The sequence below is a fragment of the Methanococcus vannielii SB genome, from assembly GCF_000017165.1.
GTDB lineage: Archaea > AGJL01 > Methanococci > Methanococcales > Methanococcaceae > Methanococcus > Methanococcus vannielii.
Genome location: NC_009634.1, coordinates 851,645 through 872,848 on the forward strand (window position 1 = coordinate 851,645; position 21,204 = coordinate 872,848).

The 21,204-nt window shown below is 31.8% G+C and carries 20 protein-coding genes and 1 pseudogene; 5 read left to right on the top strand and 16 right to left on the bottom strand.

Annotation, left to right across the window (positions count from 1 at the left end; genetic code table 11):
• Window positions 1-192: 192 nt before the first annotated feature.
• From agcS to ald, 3 genes and pseudogenes are all read right to left on the bottom strand, one after another.
• Window positions 193-1,550, bottom strand: a pseudogene (gene agcS, locus MEVAN_RS04195) (sodium/alanine symporter AgcS).
• Window positions 1,551-1,735: 185 nt separating this feature from the next.
• Complete coding sequence (gene alr / locus MEVAN_RS04200) at window positions 1,736-2,878, bottom strand: alanine racemase (RefSeq protein WP_011972631.1); 1,143 nt, start codon at window positions 2,876-2,878, stop codon at window positions 1,736-1,738.
• Between the two features lie 52 nt (window positions 2,879-2,930).
• The gene (gene ald, locus MEVAN_RS04205; RefSeq protein ID WP_011972632.1) at window positions 2,931-4,052 is read right to left on the bottom strand and encodes an alanine dehydrogenase; all 1,122 of its coding nucleotides are present in this window, start codon (window positions 4,050-4,052) and stop codon (window positions 2,931-2,933) included.
• Window positions 4,053-4,552: 500 nt separating this feature from the next.
• On the opposite strand from ald, the gene MEVAN_RS04210 reads away from it, so the two are divergent.
• Window positions 4,553-4,903 (top strand): SH3 domain-containing protein, encoded by a 351-nt coding sequence (locus MEVAN_RS04210; RefSeq protein WP_011972633.1) that lies wholly within the window; start codon window positions 4,553-4,555, stop codon window positions 4,901-4,903.
• Window positions 4,904-5,014: 111 nt separating this feature from the next.
• Entirely contained in the window at window positions 5,015-6,334 is a 1,320-nt protein-coding gene (locus tag MEVAN_RS04215; protein WP_011972634.1) for a prephenate dehydrogenase, read from the top strand.
• 101 nt (window positions 6,335-6,435) lie between these two features.
• Here the strand turns inward: MEVAN_RS04215 and thsA are convergent, their stop codons facing one another.
• From thsA to wtpB, 5 genes are all read right to left on the bottom strand, one after another.
• Complete coding sequence (gene thsA, locus MEVAN_RS04220; protein ID WP_011972635.1) at window positions 6,436-8,067, bottom strand: thermosome subunit alpha; 1,632 nt, start codon at window positions 8,065-8,067, stop codon at window positions 6,436-6,438.
• A 149-nt stretch (window positions 8,068-8,216) separates the two neighbouring features.
• Window positions 8,217-8,885 (bottom strand): segregation and condensation protein A, encoded by a 669-nt coding sequence (locus tag MEVAN_RS04225; RefSeq protein ID WP_011972636.1) that lies wholly within the window; start codon window positions 8,883-8,885, stop codon window positions 8,217-8,219.
• Window positions 8,886-8,903: 18 nt separating this feature from the next.
• Window positions 8,904-9,503: a site-2 protease family protein gene (locus tag MEVAN_RS04230; RefSeq protein WP_011972637.1), complete on the bottom strand. Its 600-nt coding sequence runs from the start codon at window positions 9,501-9,503 to the stop codon at window positions 8,904-8,906.
• A 132-nt stretch (window positions 9,504-9,635) separates the two neighbouring features.
• Window positions 9,636-10,580: an ATP-binding cassette domain-containing protein gene (locus tag MEVAN_RS04235; protein WP_011972638.1), complete on the bottom strand. Its 945-nt coding sequence runs from the start codon at window positions 10,578-10,580 to the stop codon at window positions 9,636-9,638.
• Window positions 10,581-10,592: 12 nt separating this feature from the next.
• Window positions 10,593-11,360: a tungstate ABC transporter permease WtpB gene (gene wtpB / locus MEVAN_RS04240; RefSeq protein WP_011972639.1), complete on the bottom strand. Its 768-nt coding sequence runs from the start codon at window positions 11,358-11,360 to the stop codon at window positions 10,593-10,595.
• A gap of 182 nt (window positions 11,361-11,542) precedes the next feature.
• Here wtpB and hypB point away from each other — a divergent pair, with 182 nt between their 5' ends.
• Window positions 11,543-12,226 (top strand): hydrogenase nickel incorporation protein HypB, encoded by a 684-nt coding sequence (gene hypB / locus MEVAN_RS04245; protein WP_011972640.1) that lies wholly within the window; start codon window positions 11,543-11,545, stop codon window positions 12,224-12,226.
• A 59-nt stretch (window positions 12,227-12,285) separates the two neighbouring features.
• On the opposite strand, the gene MEVAN_RS04250 is transcribed toward hypB, so the two are convergent.
• The 4 genes from MEVAN_RS04250 to MEVAN_RS04265 form a co-directional block, all read right to left on the bottom strand.
• On the bottom strand, window positions 12,286-12,705 hold the full coding sequence (locus MEVAN_RS04250) for a DUF2120 family protein (protein ID WP_011972641.1): 420 nt from the start codon (window positions 12,703-12,705) through the stop codon (window positions 12,286-12,288).
• A 19-nt stretch (window positions 12,706-12,724) separates the two neighbouring features.
• Window positions 12,725-13,747 carry a UPF0104 family protein gene (locus MEVAN_RS04255; RefSeq protein WP_011972642.1) on the bottom strand — a complete coding sequence of 341 codons (1,023 nt, stop codon included), beginning with the start codon at window positions 13,745-13,747 and terminating at the stop codon, window positions 12,725-12,727.
• A gap of 93 nt (window positions 13,748-13,840) precedes the next feature.
• Complete coding sequence (locus tag MEVAN_RS04260; protein WP_011972643.1) at window positions 13,841-15,007, bottom strand: preprotein translocase subunit SecD; 1,167 nt, start codon at window positions 15,005-15,007, stop codon at window positions 13,841-13,843.
• A gap of 10 nt (window positions 15,008-15,017) precedes the next feature.
• Window positions 15,018-15,866 carry a protein translocase subunit SecF gene (locus MEVAN_RS04265; protein ID WP_048059151.1) on the bottom strand — a complete coding sequence of 283 codons (849 nt, stop codon included), beginning with the start codon at window positions 15,864-15,866 and terminating at the stop codon, window positions 15,018-15,020.
• 113 nt (window positions 15,867-15,979) lie between these two features.
• On the opposite strand from MEVAN_RS04265, the gene MEVAN_RS04270 reads away from it, so the two are divergent.
• Together MEVAN_RS04270 and rnc are read left to right on the top strand one after the other, a co-directional pair.
• Window positions 15,980-17,242, top strand: a complete 1,263-nt coding sequence (locus tag MEVAN_RS04270) for a TldD/PmbA family protein (RefSeq protein ID WP_011972645.1) — start codon at window positions 15,980-15,982, stop codon at window positions 17,240-17,242.
• A 57-nt stretch (window positions 17,243-17,299) separates the two neighbouring features.
• Window positions 17,300-17,983 carry a ribonuclease III gene (gene rnc, locus MEVAN_RS04275; protein WP_011972646.1) on the top strand — a complete coding sequence of 228 codons (684 nt, stop codon included), beginning with the start codon at window positions 17,300-17,302 and terminating at the stop codon, window positions 17,981-17,983.
• Window positions 17,984-17,996: 13 nt separating this feature from the next.
• Here the strand turns inward: rnc and MEVAN_RS04280 are convergent, their stop codons facing one another.
• From MEVAN_RS04280 to MEVAN_RS04295, 4 genes are all read right to left on the bottom strand, one after another.
• Window positions 17,997-19,247: an LL-diaminopimelate aminotransferase gene (locus MEVAN_RS04280; protein ID WP_011972647.1), complete on the bottom strand. Its 1,251-nt coding sequence runs from the start codon at window positions 19,245-19,247 to the stop codon at window positions 17,997-17,999.
• 130 nt (window positions 19,248-19,377) lie between these two features.
• Window positions 19,378-20,184 carry a prephenate dehydratase gene (gene pheA / locus MEVAN_RS04285; protein ID WP_011972648.1) on the bottom strand — a complete coding sequence of 269 codons (807 nt, stop codon included), beginning with the start codon at window positions 20,182-20,184 and terminating at the stop codon, window positions 19,378-19,380.
• Complete coding sequence (locus MEVAN_RS04290; RefSeq protein WP_011972649.1) at window positions 20,181-20,894, bottom strand: class I SAM-dependent methyltransferase; 714 nt, start codon at window positions 20,892-20,894, stop codon at window positions 20,181-20,183. The genes pheA and MEVAN_RS04290 overlap by 4 nt, the downstream gene beginning before the upstream one ends.
• On the bottom strand, window positions 20,891-21,181 hold the full coding sequence (locus MEVAN_RS04295; RefSeq protein ID WP_011972650.1) for a hypothetical protein: 291 nt from the start codon (window positions 21,179-21,181) through the stop codon (window positions 20,891-20,893). Before MEVAN_RS04295 ends, MEVAN_RS04290 begins: the two co-directional genes overlap by 4 nt.
• Between the last annotated feature and the right edge of the window lie 23 nt (window positions 21,182-21,204).

Genomic DNA, 21,204 nt, shown 5'->3' on the forward strand with positions numbered 1-21,204 from the left:
ACCTAAATTACAAGTCCTATAACGTTATTCATTTTACGTATAAAAAAGTATTGAGAAAATAACAATAATTAAATAAAATTATAAATCCGACTGATTTAAATAATGTTAAAAAGCGCATTTTGACATAATCTTAAATTTAAAATTAAACAAAAAGATATTTAGTAATTAAAACATTTTTTACTTATTTTATTTTTACTTATTCATTTCATTTTTTCTTAGTTCGTTGAAAGCTTTTGTTTCGCTAACAACTACTCCTGAAAGTAATAATAATCCAATCAAGTTGGAATTGCCATTGCACCGTTTAAAGTGTCTGCAATATCCCATACTAAAGGTAAACTTGCAGTTGCACCCCAGAATGCAACAAGTACGAATGCAATTCTATATAATTTAATTCCTTTTGTTCCAACCAAATATTCAAAACATTTCTCACCGTAGTATGACCATCCAAGAACGGTCGAATATGCGAAAAAAATCAAACCAATTGTAACTATCATTCCACCCATTGGCATTAATGCATCGAATGAAGCCGCAGTTAAAGATGCGCCCGTTAAATCTGAAAGTCCGGGGAAAGCTTTTAATCCTGCAATGGTTAAAACTAAACCAGTTATAGTACAAACGATTATTGTATCTAAAAATGTTCCGGTCATAGATACAAGTGCTTGCCTTCCAGGGTGGTCAGTTTTAGCTGCTGCAGCAGCAATTGGTGCTGAACCAAGACCCGCTTCGTTTGAAAATACTCCTCGTTTAACCCCCCACATGATTGCAGTACCGATTAATGCACCAAATCCTGCCTCAAAGTTAAATGCGGATGAAAATATTGTTGAAAAAGCAGGAACGATATAATTTATATTCATTGCAAGAATTGCTAAACCGCCCAAAATATAAAATACGGCCATAAATGGAACAATAATTCCTGTAGCCCTACCAATACTCTTAATGCCTCCCAAAATTACTGCTGCAGTAAGTAATGCAAGTAAGAATCCAGTAATTAAAGGACTTACGCCAAAATTCGATAAAACTGCATCTGCAACTGAATTCGTTTGAACCATGTTTCCAATACCAAATGCTGCAAATGCGCCAAAAAATGCAAATGCTATACCTAAAATTTTTCCAATCCCATAATTTGGAATCCCTTTTTCAAGGAAATACATTGGGCCGCCAGCCATTTCCCCATTATCATCTACGGTTCTATATTTAATTGCAAGAATTGCTTCTGCATATTTCGTAGCCATTCCAAAAAAAGCTGTAAACCACATCCAAAATATTGCACCGGGGCCTCCTAAAACGTATGCTGTTGCAACTCCTGCAATATTTCCCGTACCTATTGTTGCTGCAAGTGCAGTCATTAGTGATTGAAAGTGTGAAATGTCACCAGGAGAAGTTTTATCCTGATTTTTTGAAAAAGCGAGTTTTAATGCATATGGAAGTGTGTGTATTTGCATAAAACCAAGTCTTAATGTTAAAAAAATCCCTGTACCGAGTAAGAGTACAAGCATATAGGGACCCCAAACAAAATTGTTAACAATTGAAACAATAGAAACAAAGTCCATATTTTTCACTCCTATTTTTAACGGTTAATCATTATAGATACATATTTTTTCTTTTGAATCATTTATATGAATTGTTATTTGAATTTTTTATGTATGGCATTATTGAATTATATATACTACCGGAATATATATTCCGTTATAAAAGTATAAAAATATTATTATATTTAAATATATGTGTTAAAAAATTAATATCTATATACTCTTGGAACGCGGTTAGAAATCATGCAGACCAGTTCATAATTTATAGTTTTTAGTTCGTTTGAAATTTCTTCTACTGGAACAGTATACTTTTCATGTTTTCCAAAAACAAGTACTGTATCGCCAATTTTTACGTCATCTATATTGGAAACATCCGCCATACACTGATCCATACATATCCGTCCAACAATTGGCGCCCTTTTTCCACCAACTAGGACTTTTCCATTCTTTAACATCCTTGTAAATCCATCCGCATAACCTAAGGGAATAGATGCAATTTTTGATTTTTTTTTGGTAATATATGTACAGCCATAGCTTATTTTTGTTCCCCTTGGAACGTCTTTTACGTGTGTAATCAAGCACTTTAAGCTCATAACGGGCTCTAAATTAATCTTATCTTTTTGGACTAATTCCGATGGATAAAGCCCATAAAGAATAATTCCCGGCCTTACCATGTTTAAATGAGTTTCCGGATGATCAATTATTGCTGCACTGTTTGATACATGCTTTATTGGAATATTAATTCCCGAATCTTCTAAATCAGTCAAAAATTCCATAAATTTTGAAAATTGCTTTTTTGTATACGTTTTATCAGAATTATCCGCATCTGCAAAATGTGTATATATTCCCTCAATTTCGATATTTAAAAATTCACTAATTTTCAATATTTCATTAATAGTCTTTTTATCGGGAATAAATCCAAGTCTATTCATTCCGGTATCTATCTTTAAATGTACTTTTGCAATCTTTTGAATGTCTTTTGCAATCTTTTGAATGTCTTTTGCAATCTTTTGAATGTCTTTTGCAATTTCAATAGAATAAACTGTTAATATAACATCGTTTTTAATCAGTTCCAAAATTTCTTCTATTGTATTATATCCAAAGACTAAAATAGGGCATTTAAATCCTGCATTTCTTAATTCAATAGCTTCTTTTGATCTTGCAACAGCAAGCCTATCGGCACCGTTTTTTAAAACTACTTTTGAAATTTCAACTGCCCCGTGTCCATAAGCATTTGCTTTTACTACTGCCATTATCTGGGAATCCGAGTTTGTAATTCTCCTTATTTCTTTAATATTATTTTTAACTGCATTTAAATCAATTTCAGCCCATATTGGATGTGAAATCATTAAATTCACCTGAAAAAAGTTACCTAGGTAAGTTATATCAAAAATAAGAGAATTATTCATTTAAAGCTTTTTCTACTGGTGTGTATGGAAGGTTATGTGCGTTTGCAATAGCTTCATAAGTAATTTTGCCATTAATTACATTTAAACCATTTAATAATGCTGGATTTTCACTCATTGCTTTTTTGTAACCTTTATTTGCAATTTGTAATGCATAAGGGAGGGTAACGTTTGTTAATGCGAAAGTTGAGGTTCTAGAAACTGCGCCCGGAATGTTTGCAACTGCGTAGTGGATAACACCATATTTTTCATACGTTGGGTTGTCGTGTGTTGTAATTCTATCGATTGTTTCAATTGAACCGCCCTGATCAATTGCAACATCAACAATTACTGAACCTTGTTGCATTGATTTTACCATTTCTTCTGAAACTAATTTTGGAGCTTTTGCACCCGGAATTAAAACACAACCTACGAGTAAATCCGCCTTTTTAACCGCTTTTGCAATATTAAAACTGTTTGACATTAGTGTTGTTACCTTATTTCCAAAAATTTCATCTAAATATGCAAGTCTTCTCGTATTAACGTCTAAAATCGTTACTTTTGCACCCATCCCAACTGCGATTTTTGCGGCATTTGTACCAACTATCCCTCCACCAACGATTACAACTTCAGCAGGCTCAACTCCCGGAACTCCCCCTAACAGCACACCTTTTCCACCTTCCTGTTTTTCTAAAAACTGTGCACCAAGCTGTATTGCCATTCTTCCTGCAACTTCACTCATGGGAGTTAGTAATGGTAAACTTCTATCATCAAGCTGTACGGTTTCATAAGCAATTCCAATAATTTTTTTATCCAAAAGAACTTTTGTAAGTTCAGGTTCGGGTGCAAGGTGTAGATACGTGAATAAAATTTGCCCTTCTTTAAAAAGTTCAAATTCTGATTTTAAAGGTTCTTTAACTTTTATAATCATTTCTGCAGTATCAAATACTTCTTTTGCAGTATTTAATATTTCAGCACCTGCACTTTCGTATTCTTCATCCGTAATTCCACTACCTGTTCCTGCGTTTTTTTCAATGTATACTTTGTGACCCGATAAAACAAATGCCTCTACACCTGCAGGAGTAATTGCTACCCTGTTTTCATTGTTTTTGATTTCTTTTGGTACTCCAATTAACATCTTGATCCCTCATCTATCAAATTTTGCAGTTTTTTTAATAAGTTTATGCGACCTAATACAGCGTTTTTGTATTTATTTCTTTCATAAGGATTTTCTAGTGATTTATATACTATTGCAAAAAATTTAAAAAATAAAAAATGGTTGTGATAAATGGCTGCACAAATTCAGGTTATAATCCAGCCCTATTATCTAATCAATATATTTTTCATATGTGTTTTAATATACTTTTTTGCCATTAAAGAACTTAAAGAAAATGTAGCAACAAACGACTTATGAAAATGTTCCTTAAAAGATGTCTGTATGTAAGTGCATGTGACATCAGGTAGCGGTTGTTCAAGATTAAAAGCTCCATTATTAAAGGCTCATGAAGATAATAAAAGTTCAATAAAAAAAATTATGAGGATAGAATTGTTAAATAATCAGATTACTCTTAAGAGTATATGGAAATAGAAGAAAAGAAACTTAATTTACCATAATCTTAATAAAAAAAGAGAGTAAATATGGGCAATTACATAGTAATTAAAGAAAGAAAATCTGAAGCAGAAAAGCCAATTCAACTGGTGAAAGGTGAGACTGTTGAGTGTATTGAAGAATCAGATGATAATAGTGATTGGGCCGGCTGGATTTTATGCAAAGGGATTAATAAAGAAGGATGGGTTCCGAAGCAGATAGTTGAAAGGACAAACAATCAAGGATTGATTTTAGATGACTATGATGCAATTGAGTTTGATTTAGAAGTAGGGGAGGTTATAATTGCTGAAAAAGTTTTAAATGGCTGGGCCTATGGGGCAAAAAAAGATGATCCGTTGGGAAAAGCATGGGCCCCATTAAATCATTTACAGATAATGTAGGTTATTTATAGGATGTAATGTTTTTGATTTTTTTAGCACTTTATTCATAAATAGTTATAATGCATGAAATATAATATAAAAATCAAAAAACTACGTTAAAAAGGAAAAATTATGATAATTTCGATAATTGGTGGAACTGACGGCCTTGGAAAATGGTTTGCAAGTTTTTTAAAGAATAAAGGTTTTACAGTAATTGTATCAGGTAGGGATAACATAAAGGGAAAAGAAGCTGAAAAAGAACTTGGTGTTTTATATACAAGTAGTAACGTTGAAGCTTCGAAAAAGGGAGATATTGTAATTATTTCAGTTCCAATAAACGTTACAGATTCAGTCATTAAAGAAGTTGCACCCCATGTAAAGCCTGGATCTTTACTAATGGATATAACTTCAATAAAAGAAGGGCCTTCAAAATTAATGAAAGAATATTCAAATGAAGGCGTTTTTATTTTGCCATCTCACCCGATGTTTGGGCCGGAAACTCCTTCATTAAAAAGACAAGTTGTAATATTGACTCCAATTGAAGGCGAAATTAATCCTTTTTTTAAAAAAATACGTAAATTTTTAGAAAATGAAGGGGCAAAGGTAATTGTTGTATCTCCAAAAGAACATGATAAGATCATGGGTGTTGTTCAGGGATTAACCCATTTCGTGTACATTTCGCTTGGTTCTACGTTAAAAGACCTTGAAATTGATATAAAAGAGTCGAGAAACTTTGCATCTCCAATTTATGAACTAATGATAAATATTATTGCAAGAATTATTGGGCAAAATCCTTATCTTTATGCAGATATACAGATGCATAACTCCCAAATTATCAATATTCATGAAGCATTTATAAAAAACTGCGAAAAAATTAGTAAAATCGTGCAGGAACAGGATCGAGACAGTTTTGTAGAAAACATGAAAAATTCTGCTGAACACTTTGGAAACGAAACTAAAAGAGGCCTTAACTGTTCAAATAAAGCGGTTTATGCAATTTCAAGAGAGAATGAAAAACTTTTAAAGTCCATTGGAAAAGAAGTCGGTTTGAAGCATATTTATTCTGAAAATGTGCATTGTGGGATTTTAAAGGAAGTTTATTCAGATTATCTAGTTATTAAACAGAATGAAAAAGAAATAATTTTAAATATTTCAAATGTTTCACTCATGGATGATAAAGACCTTAAACTTTGGAAAGACGAAAATTTGGAAAAATATTTCACAGATATTTCCGTTTTATTTAAAAAAAACATTGATTTGAGTATTATTATTGAATTATTAGCCCATAAATTTGAAATTCAAGTAATTGACACATATTCGGGGGAAAAAATTGATAAAAATGAATTGAGTGTAACTTTCAGAGTATATTCATTTAATAAACCTGAATTAAAGGTGCTTAGGGAAACTTTCAGTTTTATTATCGATAATATCGGGGGAAAAATAAGATACTAGTTTAAAATTATATTTACACTTTATCTGAAAAACCGAAAACTTAAATATAATATATCTAAATTTATAAATATTTTTTTGAAAATAAAAAAGGGGAAGGGAAATTACATCATTCCTCCCATTCCGCCCATACCTCCCATTCCGCCCATGTCGCCCATGTCAGGTGCGCCACCTCTTAATTTTTCTGCAGCAATTACGTCATCGATTCTGAGTAACATTTCTGTTGATTCTGCTGCTGATTGAACTGCTTGAGTTTTAACTCTTAATGGTTCAACAACGCCGTTTGCACACATATCTTCAACGTTTCCTGTGAATACGTTTAAACCTGCGCACTTGTTACCGTTGCTTGCGTGTGCTGCCCTAACTTTAACGAGGATTTCGATTGCATCAAGTCCTGCGTTTTCAGCTAAAGTTCTAGGAATTACCTCTAAAGCATCTGCAAATGCCCTAACTGCGAGTTGTTCTCTTCCGCTGATTCCTTCTGCGTATTCTCTTAATCTTAAGGATAATTCAACTTCTGTTGAACCCCCACCTGATACGATTTTTCCATCTTCAATTGTACATGCAACTACACCAACAGCGTCGTCAACTGCTCTTGCAACTTCTTCGATTACATGTTCAGTTGTACCCCTGATAAGCATTGTAACTGCTTTTGGAAGTTTGCATTCTTCAACGAAAATCATTGCGTCTCCTGAGATTTTCTTCTCTTCAACGATTCCAGCGTCCCCTAAATCAGCAGCGCTTAAGTCTTTAATGTTATTAATTACGGTTGCACCGGTTGCTTTTGCGAGTTTTTCCATGTCGGATTTTTTAACTCTTCTTGCAGCAACGATTCCTTCTTTAGCTAAGAAGTGTTGTGCTAAGTCGTCAATTCCTTTTTGACAGAATACTACGTTTGCACCGCTTGCTTTGATTTCATTGACCATGTCTTTTAACATTTTTTCTTCTTGTTCAATGAATTCCATTAATTTTGCAGGGTCAGTAATTCTAATTTCTGCATCGGTTTCGGTTTCTTTGATTTCAATTGCACAGTTTAAGAGTGCAATTTTTGCGTTAACAACTTTTTTAGGCATTTGAGCGCTTACTCTTTCTTTGTCAACCAAAACACCTTTGATTAATTCAGTGTCGTCAATTGATGCGCCTTGCTTTTTCTCGATTTTGATTAAGTCTTTGTCAACTTTTCCATCTTCGTCAACAACTGCTGAAACTGCGTCAACGATAATTTCAGCTAATTGTTCTTTAGCTTTTTCAGCACCCTTTCCGGTGATTGATGTCATTGCAATTTTTATTAAAAGTTCTTTATCTTGTGCACTAACGTCACATGCAACTTCTTTTAAAATTTCTTGTGCCTTTTGTGCAGCCATTTGGTAACCCTTAACAACGATTGTTGGGTGTACGTTTTGGTCCAATAATTCTTCAGCTTTTCTTAACAATTCCCCAGCAAGTACAACTGCGGTTGTTGTACCATCTCCTACTTCTTTTTCTTGGGTTTTTGCAACTTCAATTAACATTTTAGCTGCAGGGTGTTCTACACTCATTTCTCTTAAGATTGTAACTCCGTCGTTTGTAACAACAACGTCACCTAAATCGTCAACTAACATTTTGTCCATTCCTTTTGGGCCGAGTGTTGATCTTACGGTTTCTGCGATAATCCTTCCTGCTAAAATGTTCATTCTCTGAGCATCTCTTCCCATATACCTTTTCATGTTTTCAGGTAAAACTCCTGGTTGTGCCATAACTACACCTCATTTTTAATATGTTTGGTTTTAAAATGTACTGCTTCGGTATGTATATGACTATGAAGGTATATATAACTATTTCGATTTGATTTTTTTGATATGGTTTGCAATAATCTTAATAAGTTTAAAAAAGTATAATAAAAATATTATTTTTTTAATTCGATGCTTAATTCTTCAAATAAAGTTTCCTGCTCTAAATCAATTTTTCCATCATTTGCAAGATATAATACAGGTAGAAAATTTTTTATTAATTCATCCCTTGTTTTAAATTTATTTTGAAATATAAATTTTCCGCCTGATTTTTTTAATTCCAAAATCATAAATTCCATTAGATCGGAAATATCGTCTTCTTCAATCATTTCTTCAACTAACCTATATAATTCGGTTGGCCGTACAATTTCTCTTTTTTTGCGGGGTTTTATTTCCTTAATTTTTTTAAGTTCAGTTTTAAGGGTACTGATAAGGCCATCTAAGGTCATATTTTCCAGTTTTGGCTCTTTTTGTTTTTTTTCAATAGGTTCAACTATTTGGTCATCTAAATATTCTTCATCTAAATATTCTTCATCGTCATAATTATCTTCAACTTCCTCTTTAAACGCATTTTCACACTCCCCATAAAGTACTTGCGATTTTAAACGAAGTAAAATCCCTGCAACCAGTACGACATCTGCAGAAAGCCGTATATCAAATTTTCTAAGTTCTCTTATGGTTCCAAGGTATTGATCCGTTATCTCAGAGATGTTGACGTTCCAAGGGTCAACATTCTTTTGTTCGATACTTTCTTTAATAATTCTAACCCATAGGTCAAATTCCATTTTATCATTCCATGTTTTTTAGAAGAACGTCAGTACAAATAGGGGAATAAATATTAAAAGCCATACTAAAAAATTCCAAGAGATTACTTTTGAACCGTCAAACGGATATATTGGAAGCATATTGAAAAATGCCAAAAACATGTTTACATAGTACCCATATCCTGAAATATCGATATAATGTCCTGAAAAAATTATTGGAGGTATTGGTAGTATCAAAAATAAAATTGCAAGTGTTACATTTGTTAAAGGTCCAGCTAAGGAAATAAGGGCGTTTTCTTTTGTTGTTAAATAATCTTTATGAATATATACTGCCCCAGGTGCAATAAATGTAAATCCCAAAATTATTTTTAAAACTATTGCAATTGCAAGTCCTTCATACCATGCCCTAAATTCACTCCAAGCTCCAAATTTTCTTGCAACTGTTCTATGGGCGAGTTCGTGTAATATAAATGCAAGTCCAACTGTAAAAAATGTAGCTATGAACTGAGCTAAAAAGCCAGTATTTAACGTTGGAAATCCCCTTGGCCAGATAAATACAAGTGCGATTAAAAATGAAGAAATAATCAAGTCTTTTATTTCAATGTGGTTAAAACTAAATATGTTTTCACGGTATCCCATAATTATTCACCAATTATACTTTAATAACATGTATTATACATTTTTTGCTTTGAAATTATATTGAGTAAGTATTAAATAATATTTAAAGATGTAAATTTAAAAAATAGTATAAAAAATATTAATAAAATAAAGTTAATTAAGAGATATTTTTCGCTTGTAAAAAACTTTTACGTCTTCCCCAATTTTCAAGTTATTTGTACCTTTTGTAATACATTTTACACTATATTCATCAATTTTTACATTTAATTTTCGATAATATCCAAAATCTACAATAGATTCAACTTTTCCAAAATAATGTTGTTCAATAGGATTTTGAACTTCATTTGGCCTTTTAACAACAGTTTCTTCAGGAGCTACAGCATAATTTTTATTTTCAATTTTTACGAGGTTGTAGCCTAAAAATTTCGCTATTTTTTCATTTTTTGGGGTTTTAAATATTTCTGAATCTCCAAAATCATTTAATTCTCCATTTATTAGTATCGCAATCTGGTTTCCAAGCGTCCTTGCTTCAACAAAATCGTGTGTAATATGAACTACTGGAACTATTTCCCCAATTTTTTTTAGTTCAGATATAACGTTTTCCTTAATACTTGTATCCAATGCAGCGGTCGGTTCATCGAGCAGTAAAATTTTAGGGTCAAGTACAAGAGCTCTTGCAATTGCGGTTCTTTGTTGTTCGCCACCACTTAATGTTAAAGGTTTCCTATTCAAAATACGAGTTATACCTAAAAATTCCGAAATGTCTAAGACTTTTTTATCGATTTCTAATTTAGATCTACCCCTTATTTTCATTCCATAAGCAATATTTTTATAAACACTCATGTTTGGAAAAAGGGCATAATTTTGGGGAACATAACCGAAATTTCTTCTTTCAGGAGGTAAGTTTGTTATGTCTTCACCATTAAAATATATTTTTCCTGAATCAGGTTTAATAATTCCAGTAATACATTGTATTATAACAGATTTTCCAGCACCGCTTGGCCCAAGTAAAATACAGTAATTTTTATCCATTTCAAGGCTTATATTACTTAATTTAAATTCTTTCCATGATTTAGATACGTTTTCCAGTTTTAGCATGATTTTCACCAATTACTTTTGTTTATATCGTACAAGCCTAAATACTGAGAACAAAAGTATGCTTAAAATTATCATTATAACTGAAATAGGCTTTGATGCAGTTAATCCATACTGATTAAACCGGTCAAGAATTAGTACAGGCGCTGTTTTTGGAAAGTAAGCTATAACTAGTATTGCCCCTACTTCACTAATCCCTCTTGCAAATGTAAGAATGCTTCCTGAAACAATATTATTTTTAATTAAGGGAAGGGATATTTTAAAAAATGTTTTTGCCCTAGATGCCCCAAGTGTCCTTGAAACGTTTTCTAGTTCCTCATCAACCATTAAAAAGCCATCCCTTGCACTATTTACCATGTAAGGAAGGCCAACATAAAGCATTACTGTAACAATTCCCCAAAAATTATCAACAATTTTAAAGCCAATGCTTTCAAATCCTCTGCCAATTGAAGTACCATAGTAAAATGCCAAAATCATTATCCCGATTACTGCGTGAGGTATTGCCATTGGAATATCAATAATTGCCTCTACAACATTTTTTCCAAAAAAATGGTACCTTGAAAGAAGGTATGAAATTGGAACCCCAATATATAATGCAATTACGGTTGCAGTTCCAGCAGCTTTTAGACTTATCAAAAGAGAATTGATTACTTCAGAATCAAAAATTGCATTCTGGATATTTCCGGGATTTAAAATCATGTTTAAAAGAGGTAAAACTAAGAACAACAACAAAAGCGCTGATAAAACGATAAATACAGTAAAAAAACTTTTGTCTTGATTCAAGGTATCACTCAGACGATATTTAATAGTAAATAGTTAAAATTAATATATTAATCTAATGGTAACATAATATAATTAACACAGTACTGAACTAACTTTTAAATGGTACTATTTTTTATAAAAGAAGATAGAATCAGGTATATATTTTAAAGTGATGAAAGTTTAGTATATTTAGGTGACAAAATATGCATTTCGTTGATGTACTTAATATCGGAAAAGATATCCTTAAAGCCAATAAAAAGCATGCGGATAAAAATCGAGAATTATTAAATTCCCATGGAATTGCAGCATTTGACTTCATGGGTGCAATCGGCAGTGGTAAAACCCTTTTAATCGAATTTTTAATTAATGAATTAAAAGATGAATATAAAATTGCATGTATTGCAGGAGATGTCATTGCAAAGTACGATGCTGGAAGAATGGAAAGGCACGGTGTAAAAGTAATTCCATTAAATACGGGAAAAGAGTGTCATCTTGATTCACATCAAGTTGGACATTCCTATTTAGACCTTGACCTCGATAATTTAGACATTATATTCATTGAAAACGTTGGAAACTTAATATGCCCAACAGATTTTGACCTTGGAACGCATAAACGAACGGTAGTAGTAAGCGTGAGTGAAGGAGACGATACTGTTGAAAAACATCCTGAAATATTTAAAACTGCGGATTTAACAATAATCAATAAAATAGATATTGCAAAAGCCGTTGGTTCCGACCCAGTTAAGATGTTCAACGATGCAAAAACCATTAATAAGGATATGGAAGTTTTACTTACCTCCATAAAAAATACAGAAGGACTTGAAAAGGTAGTCGAATTTATTAAAAATACGGTTAAAGAAGTTAAATCAAATAAAAATAAAAAATAAATTTTTGGATTATTGCCTTATTACATTTATTATTTTATTTATTTTTATTTATTTCAAAGTTATACACAAATTACTTCCACAAATTTTGGTTCCTTTAGCTCCTTTTCAAACCACATACTTATTCCAACATAAGTACTTCCTTTTTTTCCAACGGCATAGTCACAAACACAACCCATAGCTTCAAAAGTACTTTTTACGCCATCAAATGCAAATTCATCAGTATATGTATCACTTGTCCCAAGTGCCTCGTTTATCCGTATAACCATTTCTAAAATTTCCTCATCATTTACAATTTCAAAATCGTTTTCAACTAATTTATCCATTAGATATTCTTTTATTGAAGGATATTCATCAATTTTTTTATCCTTACATATACTCCTTACTGCAAGAACTTCATCCTTATTTATTACTGGCTTAGAGCCTTTAAATGCTTCAATTGACCGCACAATTCTACCAATGATCATGTTAAAGTTGTTCATTTTTTTCACCTTAATCTAACTAGCATTCTATTTCATAATTTTGATTTTTAGATTTCTTTTTTATTATTTTAAATGCAACTGAACCTACAATTGTAACAAAAATATACGATATAGATCTATCAAGTAACGTTCCAGCAGCAGCTTTTGAATAGGGGATATTAAAAAATGAATACATTGCAATCATTGCAGTGTCACTTGTTCCAAGTCCCCCAGGTAATGTTGGTAAAACTCCAACAAGCAGTGCTACAAGATATGTTGATGAAACAGTAATAAAATTTAAATTTGTATTTATGGCTATAAAAAGTGTATATATTCTTAAAATATCTAAAAACCACCAAATAATAGATAACATTAACGAATTTATCATTCCTTTTTTTCGTTCTTTAAAAAAAAGCATACTCTCTTGAAATTTTTTGATTGTATCATTTATTTTTTTTTCATCTATCTTTTTTGAAGAAAACTTTGTAACGATTTTTGCAATGCGTAATGTAATTTTAAATGCCAACTTCTTATGCATTGCAATATATAGTATTCCAAAAGTAACAAAAACGACTAATATCCATGCAATTATAAAAAAACCTGTGTAAATCATTCCTTTTATTGTAAAATAAATTATAACAAAAAACGTGAGCATTAGAAATACTACACTATCCAAAAGCCGTTCTATAACTACTGTCGAAAATGAAACGTGATAGGGTATGTTCTCAAGCTTTGAAAGATAATATGCACGAAATGGTTCACTGCCACCTTTCATTGATGGAGTTACGTTATTTATAAATTGTCCCATGGTAATTAAAAGAACCAGATTTTTAAATCCTGCATGATATCCATTTAGCCCCAAAAGATAATTCCAACGAACTGAAATTGCGAAAAGGGTTAAAAGATATATTAAAACTGCAAACAGGTAAATTTTTATATCTGCAGACTTTAAGACGTTGTAAACTTCAAAGATTCCTATTTTGTAAATTATAAATGAAATTATGGAGATTCCAATACCGTAAAAAAAGGCATTTTTTATAAATTTAGACTTAATTTTGCTCATTCAATCCCCGAAAAAATAAAATAATTGGTTATTTTTTTAATCTTTTATAGTTATTCTTTTGATGCCGTTAATTAGTTCGATTTTGACTATATCTTAGTGTTTTAGTACATATTGCATTATTCTAGCAAATGCAGGTCTTGATATTAATATACCCATTAAAACACCTGCAATTGTTGTTATCGCAAATCCTTTGAGCATTCCGATACCCATTACAAATAAAGGAAGCATTGCTGCAATGGTTGTAGCGGCTGCACCAAATATAATAAAGAAAGCTCTTTTAATATTTTTTGTAACTTTTTTTGATTCTCCAGCAATTGTTTCGTCAGTAATTACAATTTGGTGATCTACACCAGTACCTACTGCTGCAACAATCCCTGCAATTGATGCCAAATCAAGTTTCCAATCAATAAGTGATGCAAAACCCAGTATGAGAAGGACTTCTGAAAATCCTGTTATTAATATCGGTAGCACGATTTTCGGGTTTTTGTATCTAAATGAAATAACTGTTGCAACTGCAAGGAATGCGAATAATCCTGCAATTAATGCCCCTTTTATAAATTCTGCACCCAATGTTGGTGAAACAGAACTTATATATGCTATTTCAACTTTTACTGGAAGCGAACCAGATTTCAAAGCAGTATATATTACCCATGCCTTTTCAATATCCTCTCTTGTTGGGCTAGCCCCTGCTACGGTAATTACCTGACTTTGATGGGGCCTACCATCTGCAAGGTCGGGAGAAAGTATCGGAGCACTTACAAGATTTCCATCCATGTATAGTTCTACAGGATACCCCCCTTTTCCGTATGCAACTTCTGCAAAGTTATTTGCGCCATCTGAGGATAATCTAAATCCTACACCATATCCTGATGCAGTCATTCTTGGTTCTTCAACGTAGGATATATCCTGTCCAACATATGCAGTTTTATTATCAATTGTTGCTATAAATACCCCTTGCTGAGTTAAAATTCGTTCAATTCGCTCTAAATCAGCACTTTTTGGTATTTCAATTACTATTTCATCACTACCCCGGGGGTAAATTCTAACATCACTTAATCCATTGGTATTTAGCCTGCTTGTCAAAATTTCAGTTACTGAAACCATTTCAGCGTCACTTAATGGTTTTTCAGTGTTTAATACTATTGTTGAGCCACCACTTAAATCTACACCAAAGGAAAGTCCTTTGAATGTAAGAAGAAGTACGGAGGCTAGAACAAACACTAAAAGAATTGCAACTTTAGGATCTTTTAGTAATTTCATGGTATCCCTCCTAATTCCTCTCCTTTTTATATTCTGTTACGTAGTATCTCAATATTCCTACGTTTGTAAGCCATGTAAGCATTAAATCTCCAATTAATCCAATTAATAAAACTGCTGCAATGTTTCCTAAAACTTCTGCGGCAGGTACTACGTAAGTAACTACAATTAAAAGAACCGCCATTGCAAGAATTGTTGTAAGCGACATTGTAATTCCAGTTTTCATTGATTCTTTTATTCTCTCGTCAAGAGTTCCAGTTCTCCGTTTTAAAACCCTTGTTGTTAGCATGATGTCAGTATCGACACTGTAACCTACAAGCATTAAAAGGGCAGCAATTGTTGCTGTCGAAATTGGGATCTGAAAAAGACTCATTCCTCCAAGGGCTATTGCAATATCTGCTGCAGCTGCTAAAATTACGGCAGCACTTGGAACTGCGGTTCTAAATATTGCATATACTACGATGGCCATGAATATAAATGCAAAACCTACTGCTTTAAGGCCATCTTCCCAAAATCTACTGCTTAAAACTGAACCAATTTGTTTTTCAGTATATGCGAGTTCGGATAAATCTTCAGTATTGAATATTTCCCGTAGTGCGGCCCGTATAGGGTCCATATCCACATCTAATCCCGATTTAATAATTACAAACGTACCGCTAGCTGATTGTGCGGTTCTTACTTCGGAATTCGGCATTTTTTCTTTTAGCATGGATAAATCCACATTTTCTGGGGCTAGAATACTTATTTCAACTCCCCCACTAACGTCAATGCTTTCTTTAAGCCCGTTTACTGAAACAAGAACTAAAGAAAGAAGTGCTAAAATTACCGGAATAATTGCTAACACTTTGTAATTAATATTCATTCCTTTCCCTCCTAGACTAGAGTTCATAGCATCAGTTATTAAAAAACAATATTATTTAAATATTTAAGAACTATAAAAAACGATTGTATATTCATTTTAAGATTGGTGCTATAATGGAAACGGATTTATCTCATTTAGTTGATAGAATAATGGAAATTTCGGAAAAAAGAGGTTTTGAAACAGAAGTGTTTGTATCAGAAGGAAAGCACTTTAGTTCCGAACTTGAAGGCGAAAATTTAGATAGTGTTGAAGAATCAGAAGATTTTGGAATAGGAGTTAGGGTATTAAAAGATAAAAAGATGGGATTTGCATATTCCTCTAAAAAGGACTATGAAGTAATATATAAAGCAATGGAAAATCTGATAAATGATGAATACACGAGTTTTTCAGGAAATGATACATACAAAACGCCAAAAGGAATGTTTTACAAGGATGTAGTGAATCTAACTGAAAAAGAATTAATGAATGCTCTTTTTGAAATGAGTGAAATTTTAAAAGAAAACAAGATAACAACTGTTAACGGAGGAGTTTCAAATTCTTACGATTATAATCGGATTGTAAACTCAAATGGCGTGGATATTGAAGAAGAAAATACTTTTTATTCTGCTTCAATTGCAGGAATTAATAACGGGGAGACTGCATACGATTATTTAACCAGACACGATAGTTTCAATGTTAAAGAACTTGCGGAAAATGTTGTCGAATTTTTAAAAAATCCAAATGCAGTAAGAACAGAGTTTACCGGAAATATCGTGCTTGATCAAAGGGCATTAAATTCTCTTTTAAGTTATACATTGCTTCCTGCATTTAATGCAGAAAATATACAGCGAAACAGATCGGTTTTAAAGGATAAAATGGGTGAAGAGATATTTGGTGAGAAAATCACGATTGAAGATGATGGTACACTTGATTATGCACTTTATTCTTCTGCAGTAGATGGCGAAGGCATTAAAACTCAAAAAACGGTACTTGTTGAAAATGGAATTTTGAAAAATTACCTCTACGATATAAAACGAGCAAACATTGACGGATGTAATTCTACTGGAAACGGGAGTAGGGGGTATTCAAGTCTTCCAACAGTTTCTCCTTCCAACATAGTAGTTAAACCTGTTGAAAAACAGGGAAGTTTTAATGAGTATCTATATATAAATACGCTTATTGGAACACATACTGCAAATCCCGTTACAGGAGACTTTTCAGTTGAAATCAGTAACAGCTACATAGTAAAAAACGATGAAAAAACACCCGTTAAAAAAGGACTACTTTCAGGAAATATTTTCGAAATTTTAAAAACTGCAACTCCCCTTGATAAAGTATGCCAACGTGGAAAATTAATTTCTCCACCACTCCTTTTTGAAGGAAAGATTTTAATTTAAAATAACTTAAAAATCTAATAATTTAATTTTAAATTCCATTTTAGAATTGGGGATTTGATGGACAATTTTGAAAAACTGTTATTAGAACTCGATATTAAATTTAATAATTTAAATATATTTAAACAGGCATTTATTCACTCTTCATACGTTAACGAACATGATAACGAAAATTTAGAAGATAATGAACGTTTAGAATATTTGGGAGATGCAGTTTTAGAATTAGTAGTTAGCGAATATTTATTTGAAAATAAATTATTAAATGAAGGTGAAATGTCAAAACTGCGTTCAAAGTACGTTTGTGAATATTCACTTTTTTTATATGCTAAAAAATTAAATTTCGGTGACTACATACTTTTAGGAAAAGGAGAAATTAATTCAAACGGATTTAACCGGCCAACAATACTTTCAGACGTTTTTGAAGCATTTATTGCTGCAATATATCTTGATTTAGGATTATGCTCGGTAAAAAAGTTTTTTAATAAATTTATAGTCCCAATCATTGAGGAAAATTCAAAAAAATTATTTATAGATTATAAAACAAAGTTACAAGAGATGATTCAATCCGAAAATAAAACTGTACGATATATATTACTTGAAGAACTTGGTGAACCCCATGATAAGGAATTTATCGTTGCAGTAAAAATTGGAAGAAAAATTATTTCAAAGGGTGTAGGTAAAAGTAAAAAAGATGCTGAAAGACAAGCTGCTAAAATAGCACTTTTAAAACTTGAAAAAAAATAAAAAAATTTAAAATTTATTCGAAAACAAACTCTACTTCTGTTAATCTTTTTTTAACTTCATTTAAAATTCGGTCTTCTTCTTCAACTGAAATTTCACCATTTTTAAATGCCTCAAAACATGCTGCCATTCTAAAGTAGTGTCCTGCATCGTCCCAAGGAACTGTTGAAATTAATTTTTCTTTTATTAAATACTGAGAAAACTCTTCTGCATTTTCAAATTTAGCACCGCCTTTTGTACCAATTGGAGCTTTCACGTAGAGATAAAAAGTTCCCCCTGGCATTTTTGCATTAAATCCTGCTTCTTTTAATATTTTAACCATTTTTAAAAGTCTTCTTTCGTATTTAACCCTTGTTTTTTCGGTAATTTCAGGATGTCTTAAGCAATGGATACCTGCTTTTTGAATTGGAATGAACTGACCGCTGTCGTAATTATCTTTAACCGTTGCAAAACCCCTTACAATAAGTTCGTTTCCTGCAACAAATGCAAGCCTCCATCCTGTCATATTGTAAGCTTTTGAAAAGCTGTGGATTTCCACCCCAACTTCTTTTGCGTCATTTACTGAAAGGAATGAAAGTGGTTTTTCCCCATAAGTTAATGCTGCATATGCTGCATCTTGAACGATTACTACATCGTTTTCAAATGCAAAATCAACTGCTTTTTTGTAAAATTTTTTTGTTGCCTGTGCGCCCGTAGGATTATTTGGGTAATTTAAATAAAGGATTTTTGCTTTTTCCTTCACTTCTTTTGAAATTGCGTCGAGTTCGGGTAAAAATTTATTTTTTTCAAGTAATGGGAGTGGTTCAACACTTCCACCGTACCATTTTGTGTGGGTTGCAGTAACGGGATATCCTGGAACGGTCATTAGTGTTACATCGCCAGGATTAATAAATACTGAGGTAATATATGCTAAAGCAGGTTTTGAACCGATTGCATGAATTACTTCGTTTACTGGATCTAATTCTCCAACTCCAAAAACTTCTTTCATGTAAATTGGAATTTCATCCTTTAATTCCTGAACTCCGTTATCTGAGTAACCCCTATTTTCAGGTTTTTTCGATTCATTACATAACACATCAACTACTGAAGAATCGGCCATTTCATCAGGTTCTCCAACACCCATGTCAATTAACTCAACATTTGGAAACTTTAACTTAGCAGCTTTTTTTGCTCGCTTTATTTTTTCAAATTTATAAATTACATCTTCTTTACCAAAATTTTTTCCACCAAGCCTTTCAGAAAAGAGATTTTGAATGTAACTTTCCATTTTAACACCAATAAGTGATTTTTAGTAGATAAGTAGTCTTTCTATAAATACTTTACTATATATTCAAATATATAGTTTAATATATAGTTTAATATGTATTTATAGAAATACCTGCCCGTTAAATCATAAATTACCGGATTACAAAGTAACTGCCAATTTCAATTACATTTGATGCCCTCTTTCGTAAATCAGTGAGTAATCCTAAATTATCATCATCTTGTTCATAATCGATATAAAATACATAATTTCCAATTTCCTTTTTTGATGGCCTAGATTCTATTCTGGTTAAATTAACATTTCGATATTTAAACACTTCTAAAAGCTCATAAAATGCACCGGGCCTGTTTTTCTTTAATTCTACGATTATTGTAGATTTTGATGGCATTAAATTCGTTTTAAAATTCATATTTTTATTGCATATCAAAAAAAATCTTGTTTTATTATTTTGATAATCTTGAACGTTTTCTTCCAAAACTTTTATGCCATAAATCCTTGCATTTTCAATTGAACCAATTGCAGCTAATTCTTCATTTTTTTCTTCGAAAACGATTTTTGCAGCTTTTGCAGTGCTTTCAACGGGCCTTACCTTCCAGCCGTGTTTATATATATAACGGCCGCACTGAGCGAGTGCTTGGGGGTGTGAGAGTATTTCCCTTATCTTTTCGATATTATACCCAATTAAACTGTGATTTATTTCTATATCCACTTCACCAATAATTTTTACCGGAAACTCTAAAAAAAGGTCTTGGGTAATCGTTACTGACCCTTCGATTGAATTTTCAGATGGAACAACCCCTAAAAGCTCAAAATCAGTTTCAAGAGACTTAAAAACGTCATATATTGATTTTTTAAATATAATTTCCTGATTTAGTAATCCTGAAAATTTTTGGGCTGCTTTTTCACTATAACTCCCTTTTGGCCCAAGACAGCATATCATTTTTTCACCATCTTACAAATTAAAAACTGTCCTTTAAACTTTAAATATTTCGAAATTTTTTCGTCATTTTTAAAAAATAAATCAATTATCTTTTTTAAAATAGATTTTGGGAATATTTTAAAAAGGGGAGGTAAAAAATAAAAGGATCGTATAGATTCTAATTGAAAGTCAAATGATTCAAGAGCTTTAAAATCATTAACAGATATTAATTCATGTGGGATTTTCCAATCAATAAATATTTCATCATTTATTATAGAATTTTTATTCACGACTACAAAATATGCCCTCCCATTCGGTTTTAAAACCCTTTTTACCTCTAAAATTGCGTTTAAAAAGTTTACGTGTTCTAAAACGTTTATACATAAAACTAAATTAAAAACGGAATCGTTAAAAGGCATTTTTTCAATATCTGCACAGATTTTATTTTTTTTAGATTTAAATTTTTTTAATAAATTTTTTGAAAAATCCATGTAAATTGTATCAAAATCCTTTGTAAGGTTATAAAATGAACCAAAGCCACATCCTGCATCAAGAACTTTTGAAAAATCAGTTTCAAGTTTTAAAGATTTAAAAAATTCGTCTTTTGATATTATATCATAAATAAGGTTTTCTTCAAAGTCCATAAGTAGTGTTAAATAGTCTGGATATTTTGAAAAATCCCAGTTTTCATAAAATTCCAAAACATCTGCGGATTTTTTAGAATTGGTCATAAAATTTCACAGTTAAGACTATATACGATAGTATCTCTTGGAAATTCTTTTATAATCTTTTCCCTAATTTCTTTTAGCTCCATTTCAGTTAACTCTACTTCAATTTCCTTATCTAAACAAAATCCTGACCGGTAATAACATTCTGGTTCATAAATTGCTGCAAGTTCGGGAAATTCTAATGAAAGTACTTTTAAATCTTCGCCCAAAATCTCTACAAGCCGTTGAAGGATTTTTTGAAAATCTATTGGCTCAGGATTATAAAATACGCCGTCAATCATTATTTTCATGCTACCACGTAAAAATTATGTTA